The 23,163-nt window shown below is 51.1% G+C and carries 20 protein-coding genes and 1 tRNA gene; 7 read left to right on the top strand and 14 right to left on the bottom strand.

Translation table 11 applies throughout. The annotated features are described in order from the left end of the window. Positions 1–15: 15 nt before the first annotated feature. The 3 genes from OGV77_RS01415 to OGV77_RS01405 all read left to right on the top strand — a co-directional run bounded on the left by OGV77_RS01415 (position 16) and on the right by OGV77_RS01405 (position 3,869). Entirely contained in the window at positions 16–1,629 is a 1,614-nt protein-coding gene (locus tag OGV77_RS01415; RefSeq protein WP_087051062.1) for a bifunctional metallophosphatase/5'-nucleotidase, read from the top strand. Positions 1,630–1,641: 12 nt separating this feature from the next. Then, the gene (locus tag OGV77_RS01410) at positions 1,642–2,769 is read left to right on the top strand and encodes a radical SAM/SPASM domain-containing protein (RefSeq protein ID WP_331251217.1); all 1,128 of its coding nucleotides are present in this window, start codon (positions 1,642–1,644) and stop codon (positions 2,767–2,769) included. Between the two features lie 416 nt (positions 2,770–3,185). After that, positions 3,186–3,869, top strand: a complete 684-nt coding sequence (locus tag OGV77_RS01405) for a helix-turn-helix domain-containing protein (RefSeq protein ID WP_087051064.1) — start codon at positions 3,186–3,188, stop codon at positions 3,867–3,869. Positions 3,870–4,013: 144 nt separating this feature from the next. Here OGV77_RS01405 and cbl read toward each other — a convergent pair whose 3' ends face one another. Beyond that, positions 4,014–4,964 carry an HTH-type transcriptional regulator Cbl gene (gene cbl / locus OGV77_RS01400; protein ID WP_043015934.1) on the bottom strand — a complete coding sequence of 317 codons (951 nt, stop codon included), beginning with the start codon at positions 4,962–4,964 and terminating at the stop codon, positions 4,014–4,016. 101 nt (positions 4,965–5,065) lie between these two features. After that, the gene (gene nac / locus OGV77_RS01395; RefSeq protein WP_087051065.1) at positions 5,066–5,983 is read right to left on the bottom strand and encodes a nitrogen assimilation transcriptional regulator NAC; all 918 of its coding nucleotides are present in this window, start codon (positions 5,981–5,983) and stop codon (positions 5,066–5,068) included. 326 nt (positions 5,984–6,309) lie between these two features. Between nac and OGV77_RS01390 the strand changes: the two genes are divergently transcribed. From OGV77_RS01390 to OGV77_RS01375, 4 genes are all read left to right on the top strand, one after another. Continuing rightward, positions 6,310–6,385 (top strand) — tRNA-Asn (locus OGV77_RS01390). Positions 6,386–6,601: 216 nt separating this feature from the next. Next, positions 6,602–7,918 carry a shikimate transporter gene (shiA, locus tag OGV77_RS01385; protein WP_043015932.1) on the top strand — a complete coding sequence of 439 codons (1,317 nt, stop codon included), beginning with the start codon at positions 6,602–6,604 and terminating at the stop codon, positions 7,916–7,918. Positions 7,919–8,036: 118 nt separating this feature from the next. Next, a complete protein-coding gene (locus tag OGV77_RS01380) occupies positions 8,037–9,491 on the top strand; it encodes an AMP nucleosidase (RefSeq protein ID WP_087050405.1) in 1,455 nt (484 codons plus the stop codon). Between the two features lie 15 nt (positions 9,492–9,506). Next, on the top strand, positions 9,507–11,285 hold the full coding sequence (locus tag OGV77_RS01375) for an aminopeptidase P family protein (protein ID WP_087050404.1): 1,779 nt from the start codon (positions 9,507–9,509) through the stop codon (positions 11,283–11,285). Positions 11,286–11,340: 55 nt separating this feature from the next. Here OGV77_RS01375 and ptsG read toward each other — a convergent pair whose 3' ends face one another. The 12 genes from ptsG to plsX all read right to left on the bottom strand — a co-directional run bounded on the left by ptsG (position 11,341) and on the right by plsX (position 23,121). Continuing rightward, positions 11,341–12,774, bottom strand: a complete 1,434-nt coding sequence (ptsG, locus tag OGV77_RS01370) for a PTS glucose transporter subunit IIBC (RefSeq protein ID WP_003036277.1) — start codon at positions 12,772–12,774, stop codon at positions 11,341–11,343. A gap of 416 nt (positions 12,775–13,190) precedes the next feature. After that, positions 13,191–13,988: a metal-dependent hydrolase gene (locus OGV77_RS01365; RefSeq protein ID WP_003036276.1), complete on the bottom strand. Its 798-nt coding sequence runs from the start codon at positions 13,986–13,988 to the stop codon at positions 13,191–13,193. Positions 13,989–13,998: 10 nt separating this feature from the next. Next, positions 13,999–15,003 carry a DNA polymerase III subunit delta' gene (gene holB / locus OGV77_RS01360; RefSeq protein ID WP_087050403.1) on the bottom strand — a complete coding sequence of 335 codons (1,005 nt, stop codon included), beginning with the start codon at positions 15,001–15,003 and terminating at the stop codon, positions 13,999–14,001. Further along, complete coding sequence (gene tmk, locus OGV77_RS01355; RefSeq protein ID WP_087050402.1) at positions 15,000–15,641, bottom strand: dTMP kinase; 642 nt, start codon at positions 15,639–15,641, stop codon at positions 15,000–15,002. Before tmk ends, holB begins: the two co-directional genes overlap by 4 nt. After that, on the bottom strand, positions 15,631–16,653 hold the full coding sequence (gene yceG, locus OGV77_RS01350; RefSeq protein ID WP_043015926.1) for a cell division protein YceG: 1,023 nt from the start codon (positions 16,651–16,653) through the stop codon (positions 15,631–15,633). The genes tmk and yceG overlap by 11 nt, the downstream gene beginning before the upstream one ends. A 2-nt stretch (positions 16,654–16,655) precedes the next feature. Continuing rightward, positions 16,656–17,465 (bottom strand): aminodeoxychorismate lyase, encoded by an 810-nt coding sequence (pabC, locus tag OGV77_RS01345; protein ID WP_087050401.1) that lies wholly within the window; start codon positions 17,463–17,465, stop codon positions 16,656–16,658. A 135-nt stretch (positions 17,466–17,600) separates the two neighbouring features. Continuing rightward, positions 17,601–18,842, bottom strand: a complete 1,242-nt coding sequence (gene fabF / locus OGV77_RS01340) for a beta-ketoacyl-ACP synthase II (protein ID WP_043015924.1) — start codon at positions 18,840–18,842, stop codon at positions 17,601–17,603. A gap of 85 nt (positions 18,843–18,927) precedes the next feature. Next, positions 18,928–19,164, bottom strand: coding sequence for an acyl carrier protein (acpP, locus tag OGV77_RS01335; RefSeq protein ID WP_000103754.1), 237 nt, complete (start codon positions 19,162–19,164; stop codon positions 18,928–18,930). A gap of 154 nt (positions 19,165–19,318) precedes the next feature. Beyond that, positions 19,319–20,053: a 3-oxoacyl-ACP reductase FabG gene (gene fabG, locus OGV77_RS01330; protein ID WP_016149936.1), complete on the bottom strand. Its 735-nt coding sequence runs from the start codon at positions 20,051–20,053 to the stop codon at positions 19,319–19,321. A 12-nt stretch (positions 20,054–20,065) separates the two neighbouring features. Beyond that, a complete protein-coding gene (gene fabD / locus OGV77_RS01325; protein ID WP_043015923.1) occupies positions 20,066–20,995 on the bottom strand; it encodes an ACP S-malonyltransferase in 930 nt (309 codons plus the stop codon). A gap of 15 nt (positions 20,996–21,010) precedes the next feature. After that, entirely contained in the window at positions 21,011–21,964 is a 954-nt protein-coding gene (fabH, locus tag OGV77_RS01320; protein ID WP_016152639.1) for a beta-ketoacyl-ACP synthase III, read from the bottom strand. Between the two features lie 77 nt (positions 21,965–22,041). Continuing rightward, positions 22,042–23,121: a phosphate acyltransferase PlsX gene (plsX, locus tag OGV77_RS01315; RefSeq protein WP_072033327.1), complete on the bottom strand. Its 1,080-nt coding sequence runs from the start codon at positions 23,119–23,121 to the stop codon at positions 22,042–22,044. Positions 23,122–23,163: the final 42 nt, after the last annotated feature.

Genomic DNA, 23,163 nt, shown 5'->3' with positions numbered 1-23,163 from the left:
TGCAAGGAATTAGCTATGAAGGTAAAAACGATTACAGCAGGTATTCTGTTGACATTGCCATTTTGGGCCTGCGCCAAAGATGTCACCATTATTTATACCAATGATCTCCATGCTCATGTTGATACTTATAAAGTCCCCTATGTAGCAGACGGTAAACGTGAAATTGGTGGATTCGCTAATATAAGCACTTTAGTCAAGCAGGAAAAATCCAAAAATAAAGCCACATTTTATTTTGACGCCGGTGACTATTTTACCGGGCCGTATATCAGCAGCCTGACTAAGGGTCAGGCCATCATTGACATCATGAATACTATGCCCTTTGATGCAGTATCAATAGGTAATCATGAATTCGACCATGGCTGGGATAATCTCTTGCGGCAGTTGAGCAAAGCAAAATTCCCTGTTCTGTTGGGGAATGTATTCCACAAGGACAGCGAGATACCATTCTGGAACAAACCGTATACCATCCTGGAAAAGGATGGCGTGAAAATTGGCGTTATTGGGCTGCACGGTGTGTATGCATTCAATGACACCATTTCAGAACTCTCGATCCAGGGGCTCGATAATGATAAAAGTAACCGCTTTGATAAATCAGCTGCGGCCCTCAAGAACCAGGGAATCGAAGCTCGCGATGAGGTGAAATATCTGCAGCATTATCTGGATGAGTTGCGGGGTAAAGTTGACGTCACCGTTGCGCTCGTTCACGAAGGCGTTCCGGCTCGTCAGTCCAGTATCGGTAGTACGGACGTTAGACGTGCACTGGATAAAGATATTCAGACCGCTAGTCAGGTTAAAGGGCTTGATATTCTCATCACCGGACACGCTCATGTTGGAACACCGGAACCTATCAAAGTGGGGGATACGCTAATCCTTTCTACTGACAGTGGTGGTATCGATGTAGGTAAATTGATACTTGATGTTGAACCAGGGGCGAATACAAAAAAAGTTAAAAGCTTCGAGCTGAAAACAATTTTTGCTGATGAGTGGAAACCTGATCCAACAACACAAAAAGTTATCGATGGCTGGAATAAAAAACTCGCGGATATTGTGCGTCAGCCAGTCGGTGAATCCCCGATCATGTTAACCCGTGCCTATGGCGAATCATCGCAACTAGGCAACTTATTTACAGATGCAATGCTCGTCGCTGCACCGGATGCACAGATCGCACTGATTAACTCCGGTAGTTTACGTGCTGATCTCAACGCGGGTCCCATTACCTTTGGTGACATTACCAGTACTTTCCCCTTTAAGAATGAGCTTACTGAGATGGATCTTAGCGGTAAGGAGCTGCGCAATCTCATGGAACATGGGGCATCTCTCACCAATGGCATACTGCAAATGTCAAAAGGTGCTGAAGTGCGTTACATGCCGCAGAATCCGGTCGGGCAGCGCATAGTATCGTTCACAATCAATGGCAAAGCGATTGAAGATACGCAGACTTACCATGTTGCCACCACGACCTTCCTTGCTTTAGGAGGCGATGGTTTTCTGGCATTTAAAGAAGGGAAAAATGTACAAGTCCGCGCCGGGAATAATATGTCTGATGTCGTGATTGATTATCTGAAATCGGGGCACAAAATCGTTCCCCACGAAGTTAACGAAATGCGTGTTGAAGTGAGTAAAAAATAAATAACCCAGGTGATGCTGAAAAACTCAAGTCCATTATGTCATTTACATTGTAAGAGTTGCTTTTGCATTAATAACACGGAACACTCCCCAGAATGCAATACGTACTGTATGGATGATACGACACTTCAGCTATTTATTCGTCGAAAAATTGATACTGAGGAAGCGAGTGATGTGGTTTTTGCCTGGCAGGACGGTGAATCAATGCCTGGCGGACTTCATTTCTTTGAACGAGTCATAGAGCTACAACAGCAATATGCGCAAAGTAAAAATATTATTAATACATTTCAAACCAACGGAATTCTTTTAGATGATGAATGGTGTGAGTTCTTCAAGAAAAACCAGTTTATGATTTGCATTTCAGTGGATAGCGATGTTGCATTACATGACAATGACTGCGATACGATTTCCGGTAAATCAACAAACTATCAGGTTGAAAACGCTGCGAGATTATTGCAAAAATATGATATTGAATTTAGCACACTGACGGTCGTTAACACCGAAAATAGCCACCATCCGCTGCGCATCTACCATTATTTAAAAAGTCTAGGTAGCCGCCATATGCAGTTTATTCCCTTACTTAGACCGCTTGTACAAGGCGGTGTGGATGCGCAAAGCCTTGGGCCAGCCGCACTGGGAATTTTTTTGAAAACGATCTTTTATACCTGGGTACGTCTGGATATCGGTACGATTAAAATCTCCATCTTTGAGCATGCGTTTGCTGCGTGGTGCGGGTTATCTGTGCCAACATGTGTTTATGCTTCATGTGATGATAGCGCGTTAGCGCTGAAAATAAACGATGATAATTATCATTGCGATCGCGTTGTTAATTCGAAATATTTTATGCGTGACAGCAATCAACCTATTGCAACCGCGATGCAGCAAAACTCGATGAATCAGAGAGTAGAATCATCCAAACCGACACTGGTAGAAGAATGTGCGAGTTGCAAAGTAGAATTCGTCTGTCACGGCGGTTGTGCAAAAGATCGCGTAGCACTTTCCCGATGCGGTGTTCCGCAACTTAATTATTTTTGTGAAAGTTATCAGGCTTTTTTTACTTATGTTGAACCCTATATGTTGATGATGAGGGCGTTATGGGAGCAAAACTATGCGCCTTCTGATATTCGTCAATATTTGACCTGACAAGCCTCTCAGTACGGGCTGATGGATGAACAGGAACTCAGGCTGGAGATACTGGGATAATCTGGCATTCTATACTCTGTTCATAGAACACTCACTTTTGCTCAATAAAAAATTGAATTTAATTATATAGCAAAGCCCATTCACTCACCTAATGAATGGGCTTTGCTATATAATTTATTCTCTCGATCAATTAGAAACCATCACTAAATATATTTAAATATAATTGCCAACAATCAAATAACGCGTTACATTAACTCATCCTATTTAAACCACGTGCATTACCCGGATGAAATTTAGTATATCGAAAAAAATCTTGCAAGATTAAATTTGTCTATCTTTGGACTTATTTTTAAAAGCACGTTTCATACATTTAATACAACACTACGTCACAGCATTATTTTAAAAAGGGAAATCCAATGAACAGCAGAAATCACGTCAAGGATGACGTATTAATAAAATTAGTTAAACCCACGAAAGATATAGAGATTTTACTTCAAGCAATTGGTCACCGTGGTAACACAATTAGTATCATTAAAAGACGACACATTAGCCTGACTCAAAACAATGAGCGGTATTGCGTAATTTTACTTAAGGGCAGTATATCTCTTTGTAGAATCAGTGACGGAATGGTGCTCAACTCAGAAAATGCACCATTTATCTTTGGCGCTAACATTCAGTTATCCTATTCACGCCATCTTTATGCCAAAGCAAAAGAAACATCGACACTGCTGCTTATTCCACAGACTGAATTATACAAAATAGTCGACAGATTAAACCTCTGGAAGTCATTTGCTGCACTGCAAGATTATTCTGCGGCTAAAGTCTACTCTCATTGTCTGGCAGTATCACAACTATCTTCCTATGAGATTATACGCATTCACCTTCTTGAGTTAATAGATGAGCCTGAGTCCATCAGGAACAATATTACCGCTGCCAATTATATCATGAATCACTCATTTCTCTCGCGCAGCGGGATAATGCGGATCCTGGCAATACTCAAAACCGAAGGCTACATCCATCTTTCACGTGGTATTTTAACAGAAGTCATCAGCCTTCCCGAACAGCTCAGTCTGTTATATTCCAAATCAAAAACTGAATGACAATCAGACCGGGGCTCAGGTTAAACAATCCGTTAGAGTCTTGTTAAAGCGCGACATGTTACAGCCGAAAATCGCCATAACAAAACCGCACTTATAACCTGAGCCATTGGTTTATCAATTCATGAGATAGATATAACGTTATCCTTAAATTTGATAGTCAATCACGGTGTCATCCGGTTCCATCGCCTGGCGTTTGATTTCATCGACGGATAACCCTGCGTTGCATAGCTCGATAAATCGCCAGACGTAGTTGCGCTGCAGTTGCCCGCGTTTCAGGCCCAGCCAGACCGTATTTGCATCAAATAAGTGCCGGGTATCCAGACGGGTCAAGCTCCCCTCCTCCTGCTCGCCACTGGATTGTTCTGCCACCAGTCCAATCCCCAAACCCAGCGACACATAGGTTTTAATCACATCCGAATCCTGGGCACTGAGGATAATATCCGGCACTAACCCTTTACGCGCAAACGCCTCATCGATACGGGAACGTCCCGTGATCCCCTGACGATAGGTAATCAACGGCCAGTGTGAGATGGATTCCAGCGTAAGTGGAGAAGTCTTCGCTAAGGGATGATCATATGGCACGAGCAGGCTGTGATGCCAACGAAACCAGGGAAAAGCCACCAGCAGTGGATCGCTGCTGAGTCGCTCACTGGCGATCCCGATATCTGCCCCGCCATTTTGCAGCAGCACGTCGATTTCCTGCGGCGTGCCCTGGATCAGTTCGAGTCGCACCTCAGGGAACAGCTCACGAAAGGCTTTAATTACTGCTGGCAGGCTATAACGCGCCTGGGTATGCGTGGTAGCGATCGTCAGTACACCGGACGTGTCATTGGTAAACAGATCCGCCAGTCGGCGAACGTTGCTGGCCTCATTCAAAATACGTTCAGCAATAACCAGCAAGGCTTTACCCGGTTCGGTCATGCCCAGCAGGCGTTTACCGCGACGGATAAATATCTCGATACCCAGTTCATCTTCAAGTTCACGAATGTGTCGGCTGACGCCAGACTGGGAGGTGTACAGTATATTCGCGACCTCCGTCAGGTTGTAATCCTGACGGGCCGCCTCGCGGATTATTTTAAGTTGCTGGAAATTCACTTTTCGCTCCGGGCACATCAGACATTACGCTATTGTTAAAGTCTGACGCCCGGCATAACAAATAATAAAAACCTGCATCTTATTCCTCGCGGGAATAAGGTTTAGCTGACAAGCTGCAGCTCACGGTTTTCCAGCGCAGGACGGCTAACCAGCGACAACAGAATCTCCTTCACGGCCTGTGCCTGAGGCGATAAGCTCCCTCTGGCCGAGACGTTCAATGATAATGGCAGATTCATCGATGGGGTTGTTATCCGCGCCATCCAGCCGTTTGCAGCATTGCACAATGAACGAGCCGCCGACTCAGGCAATACCGTAACGCCCATACCGCTGGCAATAGCAGCCGTTAAGGTGGCAATAGACTCAATTTCGCCAATGACTTTAGCGGTTAAGCGACGTAACGAGAAAGCTTCATCCACACGCAGACGAACTGCGCTGTAATCCCGTGGTAAAAACAGATTCATCTGCGCCACAGTGGCCAGATCGACGCTTTGCCCCGGACACTCACGCGTGCCGACCAGGTAAAGATCCTCTTTTAGCAACGGCTGGCTGCTGATACCCGCCACGGGTGAACGCTCATAGAGTACCGCCATATCTAATTGCCCGCTGAGCAGCTTGTCATTCAGCACCGCCCCACTGTTTTCATGCAAATAGACCAGTACATCTGGCAGTTCTGCACGTACTGTCTGTAATAACGGCATAGTGATGGATGACGCCGCCGTACCTGGCGCAAGGCCAATAGAGACCTGTCCCCCAAGAGTCTGGCCCACATTATTAACCGCAAGCTGCGCCTGTTCGCACTGACGCAAAATGGTCCGGGCATGGGTATACAACACTTTCCCCGCTTCCGTCGGCGTGACGCCACGCTTGGTGCGAATCAGCAATTGCTGATCCAGCTCGCCTTCCAGCGTGGCGACCTGCTGGCTTAGCGCAGGTTGCGCAATGTGCAACACTTCCGCTGCCTGGGTCAGGCTACCAATATCGACGATTTTCACGAAATATTTCAGTCGTCTGAAGTTCATTTTGCCTCCTGTCGGAATACCAGAACCCGTGCTGGCAGTCATTGAATTCAGGATTGCAAGATGCTTGCCAGTTTCGTCATATGCCGTGTTTTACGGCTAAAACCGCGTAAAGTCTGGAGCAAAGGTGCGCAAAAAACATTATTTACATCTGTATGGCTTACTTTGATTGCCCTGGAAGAGGTAGGCGCGCACCAGAATGGGGCAAAAGCTTAAAAAGATGGAAAGATCGCCGCTTTGCTGATTTTGTCAGCAAACGAACGCACAAATGTATTTCCCCCTTTGACAAGCCTCATCACCCTCGCTAATATGCGCCTCGTTCAAACGATTCCTCTGTAGTTCAGTCGGTAGAACGGCGGACTGTTAATCCGTATGTCACTGGTTCGAGTCCAGTCAGAGGAGCCATATTTAGAAAAGCCCGCTTTTTAGCGGGCTTTTTGCTTTTCTGCATTACTGTTTTTCATTCGTCTTATTTTTCATCTTGTCCCATGTTGAGAGAGATAATCGTTTTCTCATCGCATCTGTCGCGGTAATCTCATAACGGTCGTTAATATATCGACTGCAATGTGTGTAACCCAACCTAAATACTAATAACTAAAAGACAGTACAGACAGGATAACTATGGATTCCACCCTCACCTCCACGGGTCCCCAACAGGACGCCTCTTCGCTTCATCGTGCCCGACGCGCTGCGCTTGGTAGCTTCGCTGGCGCCGTGGTCGACTGGTATGATTTTCTGCTTTATGGCATCACCGCCGCGCTGGTCTTTAATCGCGAGTTCTTCCCGCAGGTCAGCCCAGCGATGGGAACGCTTGCCGCATTCGCCACCTTTGGCGTCGGATTTTTGTTCCGCCCACTAGGCGGGGTGATCTTCGGCCACTTCGGCGATCGCCTGGGCCGTAAACGTATGCTGATGCTCACCGTCTGGATGATGGGGATTGCTACTGCGCTGATAGGGATTATTCCTTCCTTTGACACCATTGGCTGGTGGGCCCCTGTGCTGCTGGTAACGCTGCGTGCTATTCAGGGATTCGCCGTTGGCGGTGAATGGGGCGGCGCGGCGTTACTCTCGGTCGAAAGCGCGCCGAAAAACAAAAAAGCCTTCTACAGCAGTGGCGTTCAGGTAGGTTACGGCGTCGGACTGCTGCTCTCTACCGGTCTGGTCTCGCTGATTAGCTCGCAAACCACCGATGAGCAGTTCCTGAGCTGGGGCTGGCGTATTCCGTTCCTGTTCAGCATTGTGCTGGTTTTGGGGGCATTGTGGATGCGTAACCGTATGGATGAATCTGCCGAATTTGAACAGCAGCAGCAGGCACCGCAGCCAGAGAAAAAGCGGCTACCGGTAGTCGAGGCGTTAATCCGTCATCCGGGCGCATTTTTAAAAATTATCGCTCTGCGCTTATGTGAATTGCTGACGATGTATATCGTCACCGCGTTTGCACTTAATTACTCCACGCAGAACCTGGGTCTGCCCCGCGAGCTGTTTCTGAATATTGGCTTGTTAGTGGGTGGACTGAGCTGTCTGACTATCCCCTGCTTTGCCTGGCTCGCGGACCGCTTTGGTCGTCGACGCGTCTACATTACCGGCGCACTGGTCGGTACGCTCAGCGCCTTCCCGTTCTTTATGGCGCTGGAAGCACAGTCTATTTTCTGGATCGTGTTCTTCGCGATTATGTTAGCCAACATCGCGCACGATATGGTGGTCTGCGTGCAGCAGCCTATGTTTACCGGTTTGTTTGGCGCAAGCTACCGCTACAGCGGCGCAGGCGTTGGCTATCAGGTAGCAAGCGTGGTTGGCGGCGGTTTTACGCCCTTCATTGCTGCGGCACTGGTGACATTTTCCGGCGGAGACTGGCATAGCGTGGCCATTTATCTGATGGCTGGTTGTCTTATTTCTGCCGCCACCGCATTGCTGATGCGGGATAAGCAGCACGGTTAAGCCATGGTGCGAAGGTCGTCCGGCCTTCGCACAATCTTCCTCAACGTCTGACTTTTGTTTCATATTCCTGTGACATACTATCGGGAGAGCAGTACATCTGTGGAACAAGGAGACAGACATGATCAATAAGGGCTCCAGCCTGACACCGGCTCAGGCACTGGATAAACTGGACGCGCTGTACGAGCAGTCGGTTAAAGCACTGCGAAGCGCCATTGGTAAGTATATTGAAACAGGGACGCTCCCTGACGTAACAGCCCGCCATAATGGTCTTTTTGTTTATCCGTCGCTTTGTGTCACCTGGGACGGCAGCGCCACAAATCCCCCGAAAACCCGCGCCTATGGCCGTTTTACTCACGCGGGCAGCTACACCACGACGATTACCCGTCCGTCGCTTTTTCGTCCGTATCTTGAGGAACAGCTCACGCTGCTGTATCAGGATTATGATGCGCATATCTCCGTCGAGCCATCGCTGCATGAAATTCCCTATCCATACGTCATTGACGGTTCTGAACTGACGCTTGACCGCTCGATGAGCGCCGGATTAACGCGCCATTTTCCCACTACAGAATTGTCCCAGATTGGTGACGAAACGGCAGATGGGATTTTTCATCCGGCGGAATTCTCCCCGTTGTCGCACTTCGACGCCCGACGCGTAGATTTTTCGCTGGCACGACTGCGTCACTACACAGGAACACCGGTTGAACATTTTCAGCCTTTTGTGCTGTTCACCAACTACACCCGCTACGTCGATGAGTTCGTGCGCTGGGGCTGCAGCCAGATCCTCGACCCGGACAGTCCGTATATCGCGCTGTCATGCGCGGGCGGGATCTGGATCACCGCAGAAACTGAAGCTCCGGAAGAAGCCATCTCCGACCTCGCCTGGAAGAAACACCAGATGCCTGCCTGGCATTTAATCACCGCCGACGGTCAGGGGATCACGCTGGTCAATATTGGCGTTGGCCCGTCTAACGCCAAAACCATTTGCGATCATCTGGCCGTACTGCGCCCTGACGTCTGGCTGATGATTGGGCACTGTGGCGGGCTGCGTGAAAGCCAGGCGATTGGCGACTATGTTCTGGCCCACGCTTATCTGCGTGACGATCACGTGCTGGATGCAGTTCTACCGCCGGATATCCCAATTCCGAGCATTGCGGAAGTACAGCGCGCACTGTATGACGCCACCAAAGAAGTCAGCGGCATGCCTGGCGAAGAGGTTAAACAGCGCCTGCGTACCGGTACCGTCGTCACCACTGACGATCGTAACTGGGAGCTACGCTATTCCGCTTCTGCGCTGCGTTTCAACCTCAGCCGCGCGGTGGCTATCGATATGGAAAGCGCCACCATCGCCGCCCAGGGCTACCGCTTCCGCGTTCCTTACGGCACGCTGCTGTGCGTTTCCGATAAACCGCTCCATGGCGAGATCAAACTGCCTGGTCAGGCCAACCGTTTTTATGAAGGCGCCATTTCCGAGCACCTGCAAATAGGTATCCGGGCTATCGATCGTCTGCGTGCTGAAGGCGACCGACTGCACTCCCGTAAATTACGTACGTTCAACGAACCGCCGTTCCGTTAAGGCCTGAAGGTAACTATGCACAACTCAACTCCTCTTTCCGCCCTGCGTAACCTGCTGATAGCGCAGGGGCTGGATGGCATGATTGTCCCGCGCGCCGACGCTCATCAAAGCGAAGATTGTACGCCGCATGACAATAAGCTGGCCTGGCTGACCGGTTTTAGCGGCTCTGCGGGACTCGCGCTGGTCCTGCAAGACCGCGCATTAATGTTTGTCGATGGACGTTATCAGGTCCAGGTGCGCAATGAAGTCTCGCTGGATGATTTTGAAATTCATCACTTACACGATGAACCGCTGGCTGACTATTTGCAGTCTCACGTTACAGCGGGCGCGCGTATCGGCTTTGAACCGCTGCTGATGGTCAACAGCCAGTTTGAAGCGCTTTCAGCAACGCATTGCGAGTTGGTGCCTCTTGCACAGGATCCTTTTGACCAGGTGTGGCTCGACCGCCCGGCGGCACCCTGTGGAATCATTCGTGAAATGCCCATTGAAATCAGCGGGGAAAGCAGTACGCAAAAGCGTGCCCGCGTCGTGGAGCAACTCATTCAGCACCAGGCCGACGTCCTGGCGATCACCCTGCCGGATAACATTGCCTGGCTGTTGAATGTACGCGGTTCGGATCTGGCCATGGTGCCAGTGCCGTTTTCGTTTGCCCTGCTCCATCGCAGCGGTGAGCTGGAATGGTTTGTGGATAGCAACAAAACGCAACAGCTCCCCGCATCGCTGCTGAATACGCTTACGCTGGCCCCGCAAGAGAGTTTCCTGGCGCGCTGCCAGCAGTTGGCTAAGGGTAAGCGCTTTCTGGTCGATAGAGACTACGCCCCGGTTGCGTTGCGTTTTGCCATTGAAGAACACGGCGGCAACGTCTTGTGGGCTCCTGACCCTATCACCCTGATGAAAGCGCACAAAAATGACGTGGAACTGGCAGGCTATCGGGAATGCCATGAGCAGGATGGCGCTGCCTGGGTTAACTTCCTCGCCTGGCTTACGCATGAAGTCCCCTTGCGCGAAGCTGCAGGCAATCCGGTCACCGAACTGGAAGCGCAGGCAAAGCAACTGGAATTTCGCCAGCAGCAGCCGGGATTTATCGAGCAAAGTTTCAGTACGATTTCAGCCTCTGCCAGCAATGCCGCAATGTGCCATTACCACTCCAGTGAAAAAACCAATACGCCAATTACCTCTCAGGCCATGTACCTGAATGATTCCGGCGGCCAGTACCATAATGGTACGACGGATACGACGCGCACCCTCGCGTTTGGTCCACAGGATCCGCAGCGTCGTCTGCATTACACCGCCGTGTTGAAAGGCTTTTTGTCGCTTATCTCGCTGCAGTTCCCCAGCGGTACTCAGGGACATCAACTGGATGCCTTTAGTCGTCGGGCGTTGTGGGATTTAGGTCTGGATTTTGATCATGGAACAGGACACGGGGTCGGCCATCAGCTACTTATTCATGAGCAGCCCCATCGCATCGCCAAAAAAGTAAACCCCTGGCCTTTGGTAGCAGGCAATATCATTACCATCGAACCGGGTTATTATCTTGCCGGGCAATATGGGATCCGTATTGAGAATCAGGTGGAGATTATCAACAGTCGTCCTGGTTTCTGTCGTTTCTCAACGTTGACGCTGGTGCCGATTGATTTGAATCTGGTTGAACGGCATCTGCTCAGCGATGCAGAGAAGCAGTGGATTGATGATTATCACCAGCAGGTCAGAGAGTCGTTATCCCCTCGCGTGAACGCAGAGGCACGTCCGTGGCTGTTCGCCGCTACCGCGCCGATTCGCGTTCAGGCTAATTAATACAATAAAAAAGGCAGCCCGCAGGCTGCCTTAGTTCTCCCCAACTTCTTACTGCTTAGCTGTTACGGATGTACTCATCCATTTCAGTTTTCAGGTTATCGGACTTCGTCCCGAAGATAGCCTGAACACCGGAACCAGCTACCACAACGCCCGCCGCACCCAGTTTCTTCAGGCCAGCCTGATCCACTTTGGCAACGTCAGCCACGCTGACGCGCAGACGAGTGATGCACGCGTCGAGGTTAGTGATGTTTTCTTTACCGCCGAATGCTGCAACCAGAGCCGGAGCCATTTCACCGGATGCGCCTGCTTTGCTGTCTTCGGTAGCATCTTCACGACCCGGCGTTTTCAGGTCCAGCGCTTTGATCAGCACACGGAAGATGGTGTAGTACACGATCGCATAACCGATACCGACAATCGGGAACAGCCACAGTTTGCTGCTGTTGCCGGACAGAACGATAAAGTCGATCAGACCGTGAGAGAACGACGTACCGTCACGCATACCCAGCAGGATACAGATCGGGAATGCCAGACCAGCCAGAATCGCGTGGATGATGTACAGGATCGGCGCCACGAACATGAAGGAGAACTCGATCGGCTCGGTAATACCGGTCAGGAACGAGGTCAGCGCTGCGGAGATCATGATACCGCCCACTTTCGCGCGGTTTTCAGGTTTAGCAGAGTGCCAGATAGCAATAGCGGCAGCCGGCAGACCGTACATTTTGAACAGGAAGCCACCGGACAGTTTGCCTGCAGTCGGGTCACCCGCCATATAGCGAGGGATGTCGCCGTGGAAAACCTGACCTGCAGCGTTGGTGTATTCACCGATCTGCATCTGGAATGGAACGTTCCAGATATGGTGCAGACCAAACGGCACCAGGCAGCGTTCAATGAAGCCATAGATACCGAACGCCACGACCGGGTTCTGGTATGCAGCCCACTGGGAGAACGTCTGAATAGCAGTACCGATTGGTGGCCAAATGAAGGACAGAACCACACCCGTGAAGATGGCGGCCAGACCAGAAATAATAGGAACGAAGCGCTTACCCGCAAAGAAGCCCAGATACTCAGGCAATTTGATACGGTAGAAGCGGTTGAACATATACGCTGCAATCGCACCGGAGATAATCCCCCCGAGAACACCCGTATCAGCAAGGTGTTTAGCGGCGATCTCTTCAGCAGGTAAATGCAGAACCAGCGGCGCAACAACAGCCATGGTTTTGACCATGATGCCGTAAGCAACAACGGATGCCAGTGCAGATACGCCGTCGTTGTTGGTGAAGCCTAACGCAACACCGATAGCAAAAATCAGCGGCATGTTTGCAAAAACAGAACCGCCTGCTTCTGCCATTACGTGCGATACAACGGCTGGCAGCCAGCTGAAGTTAGCGGAACCGACGCCCAGCAGAATACCTGCAATCGGGAGTACGGATACCGGCAGCATCAGCGATTTACCGACCTTTTGCAGGTTAGCAAATGCATTCTTAAACATAATTAGGAGTGCTCCTGAGTATTTGTGCTTATACACTTCATCCTTCAAACCGCCTCAGCGTTGGCTGCGCTCGATCATCCCAGTCACTTACTCAAGTAAGCTCCTGCAATTCACTCACTTGCCGCCTTGATGCAGCCTGAATGACTTTGTGTATTCTACGTTCTCACGCATTGGCGAGGGGGGAGAACCTCGCCGTGTACAGGGCATCTAAGTACCCTTTATTTATTACACAGAGTAAAATAATTCAGTTTGTTTTTGTTTGACGGCTATCACAATTCAGTCGTGGATGGCCGCAAAATCCGCACATTCCGATAAAATGAGTTTCTGAATGTGTCAAACTGGTTATTCACCGCCCATTTTGAGGCGGTGAACTTTACTCGCATTGGTGATTAATTACGAGCTTTAAAAAAAGTCAGTTAACGAACTGATTGTAGGCGAGAAGCGTCGATGTGAAACAGGCGGGCAAAGTTATCAGTGGTTGCCTGCGCCAGTTCTTCAACGGCAACACCTTTCACTACGGCCATGTACTCCGCAACGTCACGAGTCATGGCGGGCTGGTTCTCTTTCCCACGATGCGGTACAGGCGCAAGGTAGGGAGAATCCGTCTCAACCAATAACCGGTCCAGAGGAACATAGCGGGCGGCATCACGGAGCTGTTCTGCGTTGCGGAACGTGACGATGCCGGAAAACGAGATATAAAAACCGAGGTCCAGCAATTTCCCCGCCGTTTCTCTGTCCTCTGTAAAACAGTGTAGTACGCCGCCACAATCCGTCACTTTTTCTTCGCGCAGAATAGACAGCGTATCGGCTCGCGCATCGCGGGTGTGCACGATGACCGGCTTTTGTAATTCGCGGCCAATCTGAATATGGTGGATAAAAGATTCCTGCTGGCGCACCTTTGTTTCCGGCGTATAAAAATAGTCCAGACCAGTTTCTCCCATCGCCACCACCCCCTCTTCGGCAGCAAAGCGGCGCAGCTCTTCAACATCATAGGTTTCATCCTGATTTAACGGATGCACGCCGCAGGAGAAAACCACATTGTCACGCTCACCGACCAGTTCGCGCATACTGCGATATCCTGGCAGAGTGGTCGCAACGGCAAGACAGAATTTCACATCACGTGCGGCCGCTTTCGCCAGCACGTCATCCACGTCCTTATGCAGAGATTGATAATCCAGGCCATCAAGATGGCAGTGTGAGTCGACTAAAAACATAATGTCTCTCTCAAAGATGGGGAACAGGCAGTACGGTGCCCGGTTGCAGGTAATGCTCAATACGCAGGATAAGGTCGGTTAGTATCAGTTCACGGTTTATGCCTGTAATGTTCAGCAACTGCTGACGGCAATGACAAACGTCACCGAGTATCGCCTGTATCTGGGCGACGGATAACCGTTCTGCGATAGAAGATATCAGGTCCAGCGCATCAGGATTCGTTAAATGGGAAACCCCATATGGACGTTTCAACGCATCCGTCAACAACGTTGCCAGCCAGTGTAAACGGGCGGCAGCCTGATCGTGGTTTAACGCCGCGAGCAAGATATACCAGTCGCCTGCGTTTAATGTGTTCCCCAGTGCCGCACAAAAATCTGTGCGATGCGCCCAGCTTTCAGCCTGTAACAGCGTAATTGCTGCGCCAGGCGAACCTGCGCTCAGGCGTAATGCGCTAAGCAGCGCTTCTGGAGACGCGGTCACTTCTCGGGCAAGCCAGGAAATAGCGTACGACTCAGCCGGTGGCGCAAGGTGATATAACCGACAGCGGCTACGTAGCGTGGCCAATAAACGTGCAGGCTCTCGACTGGCGAGGAAGAACCAGGTCTGCGCCGGAGGCTCTTCCAGCGTTTTTAACAAGGCATTGGCGGCGGCGTCAGTTAGCTGGGCGGCATCCGGGATCCACACCACTTTCGCCCCCCCCAGGCGTGAATGCTCGTACAATTTCTCACTGACTTCGCGTACCGCATCAACCCCCAGCGTGCTTTTGCCTTTTTCCGGCAGCAGCGAGTAGTAGTCAGGATGCGTCCCCGCCTGCATCAGCTGACAGCCCCGGCACTGTCCGCAGCTTTTATGTCCTTCGGGCTGCTGGCACATTAAATAGCGGCTGAGCGCGTAAATCAGCGCATCGTCGCCCATGCCGGGTAACGCCTGAATCAGTAACGCATGGTGACCACGACCCGCCTGATAGCTGGCTACCAGTTTTTCAAAATCCGGTCGTAACCATGGATACCATTTCATGTGCGCTGCTCCTTCACCCACTGGGTGATGGTATTGCGGATATCTGCCATCACAGACTCCAGCGGCTGCGTCGCGTCGATAGTACGAATGCTGGCATCTTTGGCCGCCAGCTCAAGATAACGCGCGCGGGTGCGATTAAAGAAATCGAAAGATTCCTGCTCAATACGATCCAGCTCGCCGCGCGCGCGTGCGCGCTTCAATCCGACTTCCGGAGTCACGTCCAGATAGAGCGTCAGGTCCGGGCGAAAATCACCGAGCACCGCATCGCGCAGGGTTGCCAGCATGTTTTGGTCGATGCCGCGCCCGCCCCCCTGATACGCCTGAGTCGACAAATCGTGGCGGTCGCCAATTACCCATGCGCCTTTTGCCAGCGCAGGTTTAATAACGGTTTCGACCAGTTGTACGCGTGCGGCGTAAAACATCAGAACTTCGGCTTTATCGGTGATGACCTCGTCACCCACCGACTTAATGTCCAGCACCAGACTTCTTAGTTTCTCAGCGAGCTGCGTTCCACCAGGTTCACGGGTGAAAACCATGTCACGAATACCGAGTTGCTCAAGTGTCTCTACAACCACGTTACGCGCGGTGGTTTTTCCGGCGCCTTCCAGGCCCTCGATGACGATATAGTTACTGCCCATTTTTTTCCTTAAGCACTTTCAGGTAATCCTGCACGGACCGGTTATGGCTGGCAAGATTGGTATTAAACGTATGGCCACCTTTACCGTCAGCCACGAAATAGAGGTACGGCGTTTTTGCCGGATGCGCCGCGGCCTGCAACGAGGCCTCTCCCGGCATGGCAATCGGGCCAGGCGGTAGCCCCGTAATGGTGTAGGTGTTATAGGCGGTTGGGGTATCTAAATCCACACGCGACAATTTGCCATTATACCGTGTACCCATCCCGTAAATCACCGTCGGATCGGTTTGTAAACGCATACCGATACGTAAGCGGTTAATAAAGACTGAAGCCACCTGATCGCGCTCGCTGGCTACCGCTGTCTCTTTTTCGATAATGGAGGCCATGGTTACCAGCTGATTTTTGTCTTGATAAGGCAGGCCTTCAGCGCGCCCTTCCCAGACGGTATCCACCGCTTTAACCATCTTCTGATGCGCACGTTTTAGCAACGCCACGTCGGTTGTATTGGCGGTATACATCCAGGTATCTGGCCAGAACCAGCCTTCCACCCATTGCGGATTTTCCAGCTTCAGCGCCTCGGCAACGGTCTCGTAGCTATCATCGCTCAGCGTATGTTTGATATACGGGGCATCACGCAGCTGTTTGAGGTAGTCGCTCAGGCGCATCCCTTCAACCAGACGTAACGGAAACTGCGCCTCTTTACCGCTTTCCAGCAGTTGCAGCATGTCCCGCACCGTCATATCGGGCGTAAAACGGTAGGTTCCGGCTTTAAAATGCGACAGTTCGGGTTCCACTCGCAGCAGCCACTGGAACACGCGCGGACGATTGAGAACCTTGTCCGCATACAGCTGTTCGCCGAGAGCCAGACGGCCCGTTCCCGCTTTCAGCGTAAAAATCGTCTCTTCTTTAATCAATAATTTACTGTCCGCCAGATGGCGAACTTTCCACATTCCCACTCCCGCGGCAATGCCCAGCACAACCAGCAATAACAGGACAACGAGTAACAGTTTTTTCATGACTAATTCGGGTGCTCACAAAGTGGGGCTAAAAAATCGAATAACAAACGTGAAGACAACAATGTGTCGCCACAAGCACGCACGGGAATAACAGGCATTAACGCGTTACAGACGACAATTTCATCGGCCTGCATAACCTCTTCCAACCCGGCATACTTTTCGACAATACTGAACGGCGATTGTGCCAGCATCCGGATACAGAATTGTCGCATAATGCCGTTCACGCCTGCCTGATCCAGCCGGGGAGTGTATACCACATCGCCCTTACGCCAGAACAAATTAGCCGCACAGCATTCCGTAACCCATCCCTCACTGTCAAGGACCAGCGCTTCATCTGCGTCCGTCTGCTCAAGATGAGAGCGAATCAACACCTGCTCCAGTCGATTCAGATGTTTAAGTCCGGCAAGTAGCGGATTACGCCCCAGTCGCACTGGGCTTAGCGCCAGCGTAATCCCCTCTTGCCGCCAACGATCGTAATGATCGGGCCAGGCTGAAACAGAGATAATACGTGTGGCATTGCGACAGTTTGCACCACTGTAACCCCGGCCACCGCTGCCACGGCTGACAATAACTTTCAACACACCACGCGCGTGTCCTTGCGCCAGCATTTTCATTTCACTTTCCAGCTCTGACCAATGTTCGAAAGAGATCAGCAATTTTTGGCAGGCGTTTTGTAAACGTTCAAGATGCGCTGCAAAGAGGCATATTTCACCGTTAATAATGCGCGCAGTGGTAAAACAGCCATCACCAAATTGGGTCGCTCGATCGCTTGCGGCCAGCATATTTTGCTCGCAGCCATTAATTAAGAACATGGTGGCTCCTTATTTCTGGTCCGCTAGTTTGGCAGGATGAGGTACACAGGACAAGGGTGGAAAACCGAATAAAAAAAGGCCCGACAAGCGGACCTTTTTAAATTGCTATCGATGCTAACGCATCACCTGACGAACTTAAATCTTTTTAAAGATCAAAGAGCCGTTAGTACCACCGAAGCCGAAGGAGTTACACAGGGCGAACTCCAGACCACTAACCTGACGCGCTTCGTGAGGTACGAAGTCCAGGTCACAACCTTCATCCGGGTTATCCAGGTTGATGGTTGGTGGAATAGCCTGATCACGCAGCGCCAGGATAGAGAAAATAGACTCTACCGCGCCCGCCGCACCCAACAGGTGTCCGGTCATGGATTTAGTGGAGCTGACCATCACACGGCTTGCCGCATCGCCAAAGACAGATTTCACTGCCTGGGTTTCAGCTTTATCACCTGCAGGAGTAGACGTACCATGCGCGTTAACATAGCCGATCTGACCTGCTTCGATAGCCGCATCGCGCAATGCGTTGACCATTGCCAGCGCAGCGCCTGCACCGTTTTCCGGTGGTGACGTCATGTGGTAAGCATCGCTGCTCATGCCAAAACCAACGACTTCAGCATAAATTTTTGCACCGCGCGCTTTTGCATGCTCGTACTCTTCCAGTACCACCATGCCTGCGCCGTCGCCCAACACGAAGCCATCACGATCTTTGTCCCACGGGCGGCTTGCCGCTTGCGGGTTATCATTACGCGTAGACAACGCACGTGCTGCGCCAAAACCACCCACGCCCAGCGGCGTACTGGCTTTTTCTGCACCACCCGCAACCATCGCGTCTGCGTCGCCGTATGCAATGATACGTGCGGCATGACCGATGTTATGTACGCCTGAAGTACAGGCCGTCGCGATGGAGATGCTTGGCCCCTGCAGGCCGTACATGATGGTCAGGTGACCTGCCACCATGTTAACAATCGTCGACGGAACGAAGAACGGGCTGATCTTACGCGGTCCACCGTTTACCAGAGAGGTATGGTTTTCTTCGATAAGACCGAGACCGCCAATACCAGAGCCAATAGCGGCGCCAATACGGTGAGCGTTCTCTTCCGTAATTTCGAGGCCAGAATCCTGCATGGCCTGAACGCCAGCGACAATTCCATATTGAATGAAAGCATCCATCTTGCGCTGTTCTTTGCGCGAGATAATGTCTTCACAGTTAAAATCCTTTACTAAGCCAGCAAATTTCGTTGCATAGGCGCTAGTATCGAAATGGTCGATCAGGCTGATGCCACTCTGACCGGCAAGGAGAGCTTTCCAGGTAGACTCTACGGTATTGCCGACAGGAGACAACATGCCCAGTCCGGTCACAACTACACGACGCTTAGACACGGTTGTCCTCCAGGGAGGGAAAATAATTCAAGTGGGATAAAAAGATAAAACTCAGGCGGTCGAATGACCGCCTGGAGATGTTCACTTACGCCTGGTGGCCGTTGATGTAATCAATGGCAGCCTGAACGGTAGTGATTTTCTCAGCTTCTTCGTCCGGAATCTCAGTATCAAACTCTTCTTCCAGAGCCATTACCAGCTCAACGGTGTCAAGAGAATCTGCGCCCAGGTCTTCAACGAAGGAAGCATTGTTGGTTACTTCTTCCTGCTTAACGCCCAGCTGTTCGCCGATAATTTTCTTAACGCGTTCTTCGATAGTGCTCATACTCTTAAATTTCCTATCAAAACTCGCTTTCGCGATGGTTTTCGTAGTGTATAAAATGTTGAAAAATTTGCAACTAAATCCCGGCAGGTCTTACCACGATTTTACGTTATTTTGAGGCCAAGACCTACAATAACGCAAATATTTTTCATCGTGGTTAAACCATGTACATCCCGCCGTTGACGTGCAAAGTCTCACCTGTGATGTAACTTGCTTCGTCAGAAGCTAAAAATGCAACCGCGCTGGCGATTTCTTTCGGTTCGCCAAGACGACCCGCAGGTACTGCCGCCAGCGTACCCGCACGCTGATCATCAGACAGCGCACGCGTCATGTCCGTTTCAATAAAGCCCGGAGCAACAACGTTTACAGTAATGCCACGAGACGCAACTTCGCGCGCCAGTGATTTACTGAAGCCGATCAGACCCGCTTTCGCCGCAGCGTAGTTAGCCTGACCCGCATTTCCCATGGTACCAACCACAGAACCGATAGTGATAATACGCCCATGACGCTTTTTCATCATAGCTCGCATTACCGCTTTTGACAGACGGAAAACAGATGACAGGTTGGTTTCGATGATATCGTTCCACTCGTCATCTTTCATGCGCATTAACAGGTTATCACGAGTAATCCCGGCATTATTGACCAGGATATCGACTTCACCAAATTCTGCGCGAATATTTTCCAGAACAGATTCGATAGATGCCGGATCGGTCACATTCAACATCAGACCTTTACCATTTGCACCTAAGTAATCACTAATGGCCTGCGCGCCGCTTTCGCTGGTGGCAGTACCGATAACTTTCGCGCCACGGGCAACGAGTGTCTCAGCAATTGCGCGGCCAATGCCACGGCTTGCACCGGTAACCAGCGCGATTTTTCCTTCAAAACTCATGGTCTTCCTCTTTTATTGCTCTAGCGCCGCAGACAGTGCCGCCGGCTCATTCAGTGCCGAAGCAGTCAGGGTGTCAACAATACGTTTCGTCAAACCGGTCAGAACTTTACCCGGACCAACTTCATACAGGTGCTCTACGCCCTGGGATGCCATAAATTCAACGGTTTTAGTCCACTGAACCGGGCTGTACAGCTGACGAACCAGCGCATCGCGAATAGCGTCAGCGTCGGTTTCGCACTTCACGTCGACGTTGTTGACTACCGCAACGGTCGGCGCGTTAAACGTGATTTTTTGCAATTCAACAGCCAGTTTCTCAGCAGCAGGCTTCATCAGCGCGCAGTGAGAAGGAACGCTGACCGGCAGCGGCAAAGCACGCTTAGCGCCAGCAGCTTTACAGGCAGCGCCGGCACGTTCTACGGCTTCTTTGTGCCCGGCAATAACCACCTGACCCGGTGAGTTAAAGTTAACCGGCGAAACCACCTGGCCTTCGGCAGACTCTTCACACGCTTTAGCGATAGCTGCGTCATCCAGACCGATAATAGCAGACATGCCGCCAGTGCCTTCCGGCACGGCTTCCTGCATGAATTTACCACGCAGTTCAACCAGACGTACGGCATCGGCAAAACCGATAACACCCGCACATACCAGCGCAGAGTATTCGCCCAGGCTGTGACCCGCCATCAGCGCAGGTGTTTTGCCACCCTGCTGCTGCCATACGCGATAAAGCGCGACCGAGGCGGTCAACAGCGCTGGCTGCGTCTGCCAGGTTTTATTCAGTTCTTCGGCCGGACCCTGCTGAGTCAACGCCCACAGATCATAGCCCAGCGCAGCTGATGCTTCAGCAAAAGTTTCTTCAACAATTGGGTAGTTTGCCGCCATTTCAGACAACATCCCAACGGTCTGGGAACCCTGCCCCGGGAACACAAATGCAAATTGCGTCATGGTTAAATCCTTATACTAGAAACGAATCAGCGCAGAGCCCCAGGTGAATCCACCCCCAAAGGCTTCAAGCAATATCAACTGCCCAGCTTTAATACGCCCGTCGCGGACGGCTTCATCCAGCGCGCACGGTACGGAGGCCGCGGAGGTATTGCCATGTCTGTCGAGCGTCACGACAACATTATCCATCGACATACCCAGCTTTTTCGCTGTTGCGCTGATAATACGCAGGTTTGCCTGATGCGGCACCAGCCAGTCCAGCGCAGAACGATCCAGATTATTCGCTTCCAGCGTTTCATCAACGATGTGTGCAAGCTCGGTTACCGCGACTTTAAAGACTTCGTTACCCGCCATCGTCAGGTGGATCGGGTTTTCCGGGTTAACGCGATCGGCATTGGGCAGCGTTAACAGTTCGCCATAGCGACCATCCGCGTGCAGATGCGTGGAGAGAATGCCTGGCTCTTCAGATGCGCTCAGTACAACCGCACCCGCGCCATCACCGAAAATAATGATCGTTCCGCGATCGGTTGGATCACAGGTACGGGCCAGAACATCTGAGCCAACCACCAGAGCATGCTTCACTGCGCCAGACTTAACGTACTGGTCGGCAACGCTCAGCGCGTAAGTGAAACCGGCACAAGCGGCCGCAACGTCAAACGCCGGACAGCCTTTGATCCCCAGCATACTTTGGATCTGGCATGCCGCGCTTGGAAATGCGTGAGTGGATGACGTGGTGGCAACCACAATCAGACCAATTTGTTCTTTGTCGATGCCCGCCATTTCAATTGCGCGGTTTGCGGCGGCAAAGCCCATCGTCGCAACTGTTTCATTTGGCGCTGCAATATGGCGTTCACGGATACCTGTACGAGTAACGATCCACTCATCAGATGTCTCAACCATTTTTTCCAAATCGGCGTTAGTACGCACTTGTTCAGGCAGATAGCTGCCAGTACCAATAATCTTCGTATACATGTACGCTCAGTCACTTTTTGGTTATATACCGCCACGAGCAAATCGCTGATACGTTGGCAGCATTCACAAACACATCGTTACCTGTGTGCTCGTGAGGTTGCGCTTTCGCCACCGTCCAGCAGTTCGAATCCAGCTGGGTATACAGATTCCAGGCGAGCGGCAATTCGCTGAGGAACTTGTCGCTGCACCGCCTGCACTGCCTGTTCAATCGCGACTTCAAATGCTCGCTGATTGGCCGCACCATGACTCTTAATCACCGTGCCGCGCAATCCTAACAGACAGGCGCCATTATACTGGTCGGGGTTGAGGTGACTAAATCGCCTTGTCAGGCTTTTTTGTAACCAACGTTTTAATAACAGCAGCCACCACGACCGTTTTTTGCCCTCACCCTGAGACTTCAGCAGTGAAAGGAACATTCTGACAACACCTTCCATCGTCTTTAATGTGACATTACCTGTAAAGCCGTCACAGACCAACACATCGGTTTTGCCAGTCAGTAACTCATTGGCTTCAAGATAGCCGATATAATTAATAGAAGGGATTGTTTTTAGCACTGCAGAAGCATCCCGAATACTGTCGAGACCCTTGGTTTCTTCTTCGCCGATGTTGAGCAACGCAACTCGGGGATTGGCAATGCCAACCACCTCTTCTGCCAGCACGGAACCCATGACGGCAAATTGCACCAACATCGTGCTATCACAATCCACGTTGGCGCCCAAATCCAACACCACCGTTTTGCCCTTTTGCTGATGGGGTAAAACCGTCACCAACGCAGGACGCTCAATCCCCTCAAGAGGTTTGAGCAATAACTTCGCAAGTCCCATTAGCGCGCCCGTATTACCGGCGCTCACACAGGCTTGCGCTCGACCTTCTTTCACGAGCTCCAGGGCAACACGCATTGAGCTTCCACGACTGGCGCGAATAGCTTGCGAGGGCCGGGCATCACTGGCAATAACTGACTGAGCAGGGATAATCTGCAGACGTGAACGTTGTTCGAAGTCAGCTTTGGCAAGTAATGGCGTGATTGTATCGGGATCCCCGACTAAAAGAAGTGTGAGTTGCGAATTAGAATTCAGTGCCTGCAATGCTGCAGGCACTGTCACGGTAGGGCCAAAATCTCCCCCCATGACATCTAACGCCAGGGTTAGACGTGTCAAGGTATCGTCGCTGCCCGGTTAGGTGTTTCCCCAGTTACCCGG

The sequence above is a fragment of the Citrobacter sp. Ce129 genome, assembly GCF_030334545.1.
GTDB lineage: Bacteria > Pseudomonadota > Gammaproteobacteria > Enterobacterales > Enterobacteriaceae > Citrobacter > Citrobacter europaeus.
This window is presented reverse-complemented; position numbering and strand designations above follow the sequence as displayed.

What these genes read in the sequence shown, in the direction of transcription:
- OGV77_RS01415 (WP_087051062.1), top strand. Translation starts at nt 16, where the DNA reads ATGAAGGTAAAAACGATTACAGCAGGTATTCTGTTGACATTGCCATTT.
- OGV77_RS01410 (WP_331251217.1), top strand. Translation starts at nt 1,642, where the DNA reads ATGCTGAAAAACTCAAGTCCATTATGTCATTTACATTGTAAGAGTTGC.
- OGV77_RS01405 (WP_087051064.1), top strand. Translation starts at nt 3,186, where the DNA reads ATGAACAGCAGAAATCACGTCAAGGATGACGTATTAATAAAATTAGTT.
- nac (WP_087051065.1), bottom strand. Translation starts at nt 5,983, where the DNA reads ATGAACTTCAGACGACTGAAATATTTCGTGAAAATCGTCGATATTGGT.
- shiA (WP_043015932.1), top strand. Translation starts at nt 6,602, where the DNA reads ATGGATTCCACCCTCACCTCCACGGGTCCCCAACAGGACGCCTCTTCG.
- OGV77_RS01380 (WP_087050405.1), top strand. Translation starts at nt 8,037, where the DNA reads ATGATCAATAAGGGCTCCAGCCTGACACCGGCTCAGGCACTGGATAAA.
- OGV77_RS01375 (WP_087050404.1), top strand. Translation starts at nt 9,507, where the DNA reads ATGCACAACTCAACTCCTCTTTCCGCCCTGCGTAACCTGCTGATAGCG.
- ptsG (WP_003036277.1), bottom strand. Translation starts at nt 12,774, where the DNA reads ATGTTTAAGAATGCATTTGCTAACCTGCAAAAGGTCGGTAAATCGCTG.
- OGV77_RS01365 (WP_003036276.1), bottom strand. Translation starts at nt 13,988, where the DNA reads ATGTTTTTAGTCGACTCACACTGCCATCTTGATGGCCTGGATTATCAA.
- holB (WP_087050403.1), bottom strand. Translation starts at nt 15,003, where the DNA reads ATGAAATGGTATCCATGGTTACGACCGGATTTTGAAAAACTGGTAGCC.
- tmk (WP_087050402.1), bottom strand. Translation starts at nt 15,641, where the DNA reads ATGGGCAGTAACTATATCGTCATCGAGGGCCTGGAAGGCGCCGGAAAA.
- yceG (WP_043015926.1), bottom strand. Translation starts at nt 16,653, where the DNA reads ATGAAAAAACTGTTACTCGTTGTCCTGTTATTGCTGGTTGTGCTGGGC.
- pabC (WP_087050401.1), bottom strand. Translation starts at nt 17,465, where the DNA reads ATGTTCTTAATTAATGGCTGCGAGCAAAATATGCTGGCCGCAAGCGAT.
- acpP (WP_000103754.1), bottom strand. Translation starts at nt 19,164, where the DNA reads ATGAGCACTATCGAAGAACGCGTTAAGAAAATTATCGGCGAACAGCTG.
- fabG (WP_016149936.1), bottom strand. Translation starts at nt 20,053, where the DNA reads ATGAGTTTTGAAGGAAAAATCGCGCTGGTTACCGGTGCAAGCCGTGGC.
- fabD (WP_043015923.1), bottom strand. Translation starts at nt 20,995, where the DNA reads ATGACGCAATTTGCATTTGTGTTCCCGGGGCAGGGTTCCCAGACCGTT.
- fabH (WP_016152639.1), bottom strand. Translation starts at nt 21,964, where the DNA reads ATGTATACGAAGATTATTGGTACTGGCAGCTATCTGCCTGAACAAGTG.